This is a genomic window from Dokdonella sp. (genome assembly GCF_019634815.1).
Taxonomy (GTDB): Bacteria; Pseudomonadota; Gammaproteobacteria; order Xanthomonadales; family Rhodanobacteraceae; genus Dokdonella_A.
In genome coordinates this window covers 1-6,486 of sequence record NZ_JAHCAP010000047.1, presented here as the reverse complement: position 1 = coordinate 6,486, position 6,486 = coordinate 1, and the positions used below count along the sequence as shown (strand labels likewise).

At 65.0% G+C, this 6,486-nt stretch carries 4 protein-coding genes and 1 pseudogene; 4 read left to right on the top strand and 1 reads right to left on the bottom strand.

Features of this window, described 5'->3' with window-relative positions:
* From KF759_RS14065 to KF759_RS14050, 4 genes and pseudogenes are all read left to right on the top strand, one after another.
* A pseudogene (locus KF759_RS14065) lies at positions 1–105 on the top strand (dTDP-4-dehydrorhamnose 3,5-epimerase); the annotation flags it as partial.
* A complete protein-coding gene (rfbD, locus tag KF759_RS14060) occupies positions 102–1,001 on the top strand; it encodes a dTDP-4-dehydrorhamnose reductase (RefSeq protein ID WP_291226475.1) in 900 nt (299 codons plus the stop codon). The pseudogene KF759_RS14065 and the gene rfbD, both read left to right, overlap by 4 nt.
* An 80-nt stretch (positions 1,002–1,081) precedes the next feature.
* Positions 1,082–2,509, top strand: coding sequence for a mannose-1-phosphate guanylyltransferase/mannose-6-phosphate isomerase (locus KF759_RS14055; protein WP_291226474.1), 1,428 nt, complete (start codon positions 1,082–1,084; stop codon positions 2,507–2,509).
* A 51-nt stretch (positions 2,510–2,560) separates the two neighbouring features.
* Complete coding sequence (locus tag KF759_RS14050; protein WP_291226473.1) at positions 2,561–4,567, top strand: S9 family peptidase; 2,007 nt, start codon at positions 2,561–2,563, stop codon at positions 4,565–4,567.
* A gap of 150 nt (positions 4,568–4,717) precedes the next feature.
* On the opposite strand, the gene KF759_RS14045 is transcribed toward KF759_RS14050, so the two are convergent.
* Positions 4,718–6,301, bottom strand: coding sequence for an oligopeptide:H+ symporter (locus tag KF759_RS14045; protein WP_291226472.1), 1,584 nt, complete (start codon positions 6,299–6,301; stop codon positions 4,718–4,720).
* Positions 6,302–6,486 lie beyond the last annotated feature (185 nt).

Genomic DNA, 6,486 nt, shown 5'->3' with positions numbered 1-6,486 from the left:
GGCGTGGACTGGCCGCTCGCGCAGCCTTCGTTGTCGGACAAGGACCAGCGTGCGCCGTTTCTCTCTGACGTGCCGCCCGAACGACTGCCGCCGTATACGCCGTGAGGATCTTCGTGCCCGGCGCCGATGGCCAAGTCGGCCATGAGCTGCTCGCCGCGCTCGCGCCGCTGGGCGAGCTCATTCCCGCCACGCGCGCGGGTGTGCTCGCCGACGGCGGCACCTGCCTGCGTGCGGACCTTGCCGATGCCGATGCGCTGCGCGCCGCGCTCGATGACGCGCGTGCCGACCTCATCGTCAACGCCGCTGCCCATACCGGTGTGGATCGCGCCGAGGACGAGCCGGCGCTGGCCGATCGCGTCAATCACCTTGCGGTCGGCGAGATCGGCGCATGGGCCGCAGCGCATGGCGCGCGCGTGCTGCATTACTCGACCGACTACGTGTTCGATGGCAGCGCCACGTGCGCGTACCGCGAGGACGATGCCACCGCGCCGCTGGGCGTGTACGGGCGCAGCAAATTGGCGGGCGAACAGGCGCTGCGCGCAAGTGGTGCGAGTCACCTGATCCTGCGCACGGCCTGGGTGTATGCCGCGCGCGGGCACAATTTCCTGCGCACGATGCTGCGTCTTGCCGCTGAGCGCGAGGAACTGCGCGTGGTGGCTGACCAGGTCGGCGCGCCCACGCCCGCGCACTGGATCGCGCGCGCCAGCGCGCAGATGCTCGCGCAGTGGCAGGGCGAACCGGGCTTGTACCACCTCGTCGCCGGCGGGCAGGCGAGCTGGCACGACTTTGCCAGCGCGGTCATCGCCGGCGCCCACGCGCGCGGCCTCATCGCCCATGCACCGCGCGTGCTGCCGATCACCAGCGCGCACTACCCCACGCGCGCGCAGCGCCCGGCCCGTTCCGTGCTCGACTGCACAAGGCTCAAGCGCGCATTCGGGCTAGAATTGGCCGATTGGCGCACGGGTCTGGACGAGGTGCTCGATCAGCTCGCGCGGTGCTGAGCGCGCCTGGCCCGAGGTTTCCCTGTCGCGGACGTGCCGGAACCCACGCCCGCTTTTCGTCTGGTTCCATGGAGTTGCCCATGCTCGTACCCGTAATCCTCTCCGGTGGCGCCGGCACGCGGTTGTGGCCGGTGTCGCGCAGCGCGTATCCCAAGCCCTTCATGCGCATGGGTGATGGCCGTTCGCTGCTGCTCAAGACGCTCGAGCGCGCGTTGCGCTGCGCGGGTGGCGGCAGTGTGCTCACCGTGACCGGCCGCGACTATTACTTTCTCACCCGCGACGAGTACAGCCAGCAGGCCGGCGCGGATCTCGACCGCCTGCCGTTCCTGCTCGAACCGATCGGGCGCAACACCGCTCCGGCGGTCGTGCTCGCGGCGCTGCATGCGCGCGAGCAGATCGCGCCCGATGCAACCTTGCTGATTCTGCCGGCCGATCACCTGATCCGTGACCTCGATGCCTTCATCGCCGACGCGCATCGCGCCGCCGCACTCGCGCAGGACGGCTGGCTCGTCACCTTCGGCATTCGACCCACGCATCCGGAAACCGGCTTTGGCTACATCCGCATGGGCGATGCGATCGCCGGCAAGGAGGGCCGTGTGGTCGCGGCCTTCGTCGAGAAGCCGAACATGCAGACGGCCGAAAGCTATGTCGCCTCGGGCGATTACGTGTGGAACTCGGGCATGTTCTGCTTTCGCGCCGATACCTTGCTCGAAGTTGCGGCCAGGGTCTGCCCCGATGTGCTGACTGCCGCGCGCGCCTGCCACGCGCAGGCCAGCGGTCACGAAAGTCCGGTCGAGTTTTCACGCGATGCCTTCCTCGCCCAGCCGGACATCTCGATCGACTACGCGATCATGGAGCGTGCGCCGAAGGTGGCCGTGGTGCCGGCGAGCTTCGACTGGAGCGACATCGGTTCGTGGAAGGCGATGAGCGACCTCGACGAGGCCGATGGCGACGGCAACCGCGTGCGTGGCGAGGCGGTGGTCGTGGAGAGCACCAACTGCTACATCCAATCGGCGCAGAGAATGGTCGCCGCGGTGGGCGTGCGCGACCTGGTGATCGTGGACACCGGTGACGCGGTGCTGGTCTCGCACCGCGAGCGCGCGCAGCAGGTCAAGCAGGTGGTCGAGCGCCTGCGCGCCGACAACCACGCCGCCGCAAGCGTGCACCAGACCGTGCATCGGCCCTGGGGCAGCTACACCGTGCTCGAGGATGCCGACGACTGCAAGGTCAAGCGTCTCACCGTCAAGCCAGGGCACGTGCTGTCGCTGCAACTGCATCATCGCCGCAGCGAACACTGGACCGTGGTCGATGGCGTGGCCAAGGTGCGCATCGGCGAACGCGAGTTCCTGCTCAATCGCAACGAGTCGGCCTACATCCCGATGGAAACCGTGCATCGGCTCGAGAATCCGACCGATACCGACATTCATCTCATCGAAGTGCAGTGTGGCGACTATTTCGGCGAGGACGACATCGTGCGCCTCGAAGACCGCTACGGGCGCGTGCGCTGACGCGCTCGCCCTTCGATCGAACGACCGTACCAATCCATTCAGGGAGAAACCATGAGAAAGTGGATATCAGTTGCGATGTGCGCGCTGCTGCCGGCGCTGCTGCATGCGCAGGCACCCAAAGCCGAGACGCCTACTGCCGCGCCTGCCGCTGCAACAGGCCCGATGTCGATCGAGGACTTCGTCAAACTGCCGTCCTACACCAGGATGTCGGTGTCTCCGAGTGGCAAGTATCTCGCGGTCAAGATGCCGTACGAGGAAACCACGATCGTCGCGGTGATCGATCGCACCACCAGCCAGCGCACCGCGGCGATCCATGCCTCGGGCGAAAACGTCATCGACGAATTCTGGTGGGTCAACGACACGCGACTGGTCGCCTCGGTGGCCGAGAAGTTCGGTGGCGTGGACAAACCCAAGCCCAATGGCGAGCTGTATGCGATCAATGCCGACGGCACCGGCTCGATCCAGTTGTTTGGCTATCGCGCCGCCGGCAGCAAGACCGGTTCGCGCGTGAAGAGCGGTGGTGAGCAGCGCTACGCCAGTGCCTTTGTCATCGACACGATCCCTGGCAACGACAAGCAGATCCTGGTGCAGACCTTCGATTGGCGCAACAGCGACAAGGCGCCTCCGAGCGCAGAAATCCTCGATGTCTATACCGGCAAGACGCGTCGCGTCGCGATCGGCCCGAAGGCACAGTCGAGTTTCGTTGCCGACCACAAGGGCGAAGTGCGCCTGGCCACTGCGCCCAACGAAGACCTCGATGCCGTCGTGTATCAGCGTAGCGGCGAAGGCGCCGAGTGGCAGGTGTTCAACGACCCCAAGACCAGCGGCCTGATCATCGCGCCGCTGATGTTCGCGCGCGACAACCAGCATTTCTACGCGACGATCACGCGCAAGGGCAAAGCCGATGCGCTGTATCGGATCGACCTTGCCAACGGCAAGAAGGAATTGCTCTATGAGGGTGGTGCCGATCCCGGTGCCCTGCTGCGGACACCCGACCGCCAGGATGCCTACGGCGTGATCACTCAGGACGGCAAGATCGGCATCCATGTGTTCGATTCCAAGTCGCAATGGGGGCGCCTGGCGCTGTCTGTGCAGAAGGCGTTTCCCGATCAGGTGGCGATCTTTGGTGCCTTTGCCAACGATGGCCGCTTTGGCACGGTGCATGTGTTCAGCGATCGCAATCCCGGCGATTTCTATCTGTTCGACACCGAAAAGAAGAATGCCGACTACCTTGGCAGCGTGGCCAAGTGGATCGATCCGGAGCAGATGGCGGCCATGCAGCCGATCCGCTTCAAGGCGCGTGATGGCCTGGAGATCAACGGCTATCTCACCCTGCCGCCGGGCAGCAGCGGCAAGAACCTGCCGCTGATCGTCAATCCGCATGGCGGTCCGCATGGACCGCGCGATGACTGGGGCTACAACTGGGAAACCCAATTGCTCGCCAGTCGCGGCTATGCCGTCATGCAGGTCAATTTCCGCGGCTCGGGCGGCTATGGCAGCGATTTTCAGCGCGCCGGCTACAAGCAGTGGGGCAGGGCGATGCAGGACGATCTCACCGACGCGACGAACTGGGCCGTGAAGGAAGGCTATGCCGACCCCACGCGCCTGTGCATCTATGGTGCAAGCTACGGCGGTTACGCCGCGCTCGAAGGCGTGGTGCGCGAGCCCGACCTGTACCGCTGTGCGGTCGGTTATGTCGGCGTCTACGACCTGCCGCGCATGTACAAGGATGGCGACATCCCGCGCAGCCTGTACGGCAAGACCTTCCTCGAACAGGTGCTTGGCCGCGACACCGGCGAGATGCGCGCACGTTCTCCGGCCTGGAACGTCGACAAGATCAAGGCGGCGCTCATGATCGTGGTGGGTGGTCGCGACGAGCGCGTACCGCCCTCGCAAGGAGAAGCGCTGCGCGATGCGCTGGACAAGCGCAAGTATTCCTACGAGTGGCTCTACAAGGACAAGGAAGGCCACGGTTTTTACACGACCGCGAACAAGCTCGAGCTCTACACGAAGATGCTTGCGTTCTTCGACGCCCACATCGGGGCGAAGGCGAAGTAGGCGCTGGCGCCGGCGCATTTCCGCTGGCGCTGAAGTCCGGTTTTCGCGTTGTCCTGGTCGTGTTCGCTTGCGCTTTTCAGCCCCTTTCGGCCGCGGCAGGCGCGCGGAGAAATGAACCTGTCCCGCCAAACGGTTGGCAGCATCTCCGCGTCACTTCACCCCATGCATCCAGCGCCGCAGCAGCGGCGCGAGCAGCAGCACGATGACGCCGCTGCCGAGGCCGATCCAGGCCGAGAACAGGAACAGTTCGGCGTACTTGATGAGCGCTGCGCTGACATCGAGCGTCGCGCCGTCCGGGATTTCGATCGCGGACAGTTTTCCCAGCTGCGCGGCAAGCACTTCCGAATACGAGGTGCCGAGGAACCAGCCGCCCATCATCAGGCTGACCACGCGCGGAACCGACAACTGCGTCACTACCGACAGGCCGATCGGCGAGAGCAGCATTTCGCCGACTTCGAGCACGAAGTAGGCAAGCACGAACCACCAGATTCCGGTCAGGCCGTTGGTCTGTGGGTGGCGCGCGCTCCACACCAGCACGAGAAACGACAGACCGGCGAAGATCAGTCCCCAGGCCGACTTGACGAGGCTGCCCGGATTGCGGCCGGCTTTCTCCAGGCGCGGCCACAGCCAGGCGAACAGGGGTGCCAGCACGAGGATGAAGAACGCGCCCAGCGAGGTGAGCTGGCTCGCCGTCCACTCGATGCCCAGTGCGGCGTGGTTCATCGCGCGATCGGAGAACAGCACCCACGAACCGTAGGTCTGTTCGTAGAGCGTAAAGAACACGAGGCAGAATCCGATGAAGGCTAGCACCATGAACATCTGCTCGCGTTCGATCTTCGTGCAGCGCGTGAACATGAACCACAGAATGCCGCCGAGCAGGCAGACGCTGACCAGGTGCATCGCCAGCAGCACCGGACTGGGTTCGAAGACGCCGGGCACAAGCGCAAGGAAGATTGAATGCGATTGAATCAGGCCCCACACCACAACCACACCGCCGAGCGCACCCAGGTAGATCAGGTGTTCACGCGTGAGCGGGCCGAGCATGCGCTCGCGCAGGCGAGCGGGCTCACGTGGTTCGGCGTGGCCACGCAGGTGCTTGCGCCCGAGCGTGAAATTGGCGAGCCCCGCGAGCATGCCGATGCCGGCCGCGCCAAAGCCCCAGCCCCAACCGTAGGTCTCGCCGAGCCAGCCGCACAGCACGCCCGATACCGTCGCGCCCAGATTGATGCCGGCGTAGAAGATGCTGAAGCCCGAATCGCGGCGCGGGTCGTTCTCGCCGTAGAGCTTGCCGACGATGGTGGAGATATTGGGCTTGAGGAAGCCCACGCCCATGATGATCAATGCGAGCGAGAAGTAGAACACCTGCAGGGCCGCGGCGTCGCGCACGATCACGCCATCGACATGACTGGCCGGGTGACCTTCGATCGCCATGCCCAGGTGGCCGAGCACGAGCAGGATGCCGCCAAACACGACCGCCTTGCGCATGCCCAGCCAGCGATCGGCAATGAGGCCGCCAATCACCGGCATCGCGTAGACCAGGCCGCCATAGGCGCCGATCAGGTTGTAGCCGTGTTCGTCGCTGAACAGGTGGTACTTGATGAGATACAGCAGCAGCAGCGCCTTCATCCCGTAGAACGAGAAACGCTCCCACATCTCGGTGAAGAAGCACACGTACAGGCCCTTGGGATGACCCAGGAACTCGTCGCTGCGCGGCAAGGCGTCGGCAGTGGCCATGTGGGAATCGGCTCGGGGTGGAGTTGGGATTATGCTGCGGAATCGCGCAGCCGACTCGCCCCATGCGCGTTCGTGCCGCATCCCTGCAATTGGGAATTTCGGCTTGCGCCGAAGTGATGCGTTGTTCTGATCGGGTTCGCGTTCGCGAAAACCGACTCACGTCCGTATGGGTTCGTCCCGCATCG

Coding starts and splice junctions, on each gene's coding strand:
- KF759_RS14055 (WP_291226474.1), top strand. CDS start 1,082: ATGCTCGTACCCGTAATCCTCTCCGGTGGCGCCGGCACGCGGTTGTGG.
- KF759_RS14050 (WP_291226473.1), top strand. CDS start 2,561: ATGAGAAAGTGGATATCAGTTGCGATGTGCGCGCTGCTGCCGGCGCTG.
- KF759_RS14045 (WP_291226472.1), bottom strand. CDS start 6,301: ATGGCCACTGCCGACGCCTTGCCGCGCAGCGACGAGTTCCTGGGTCAT.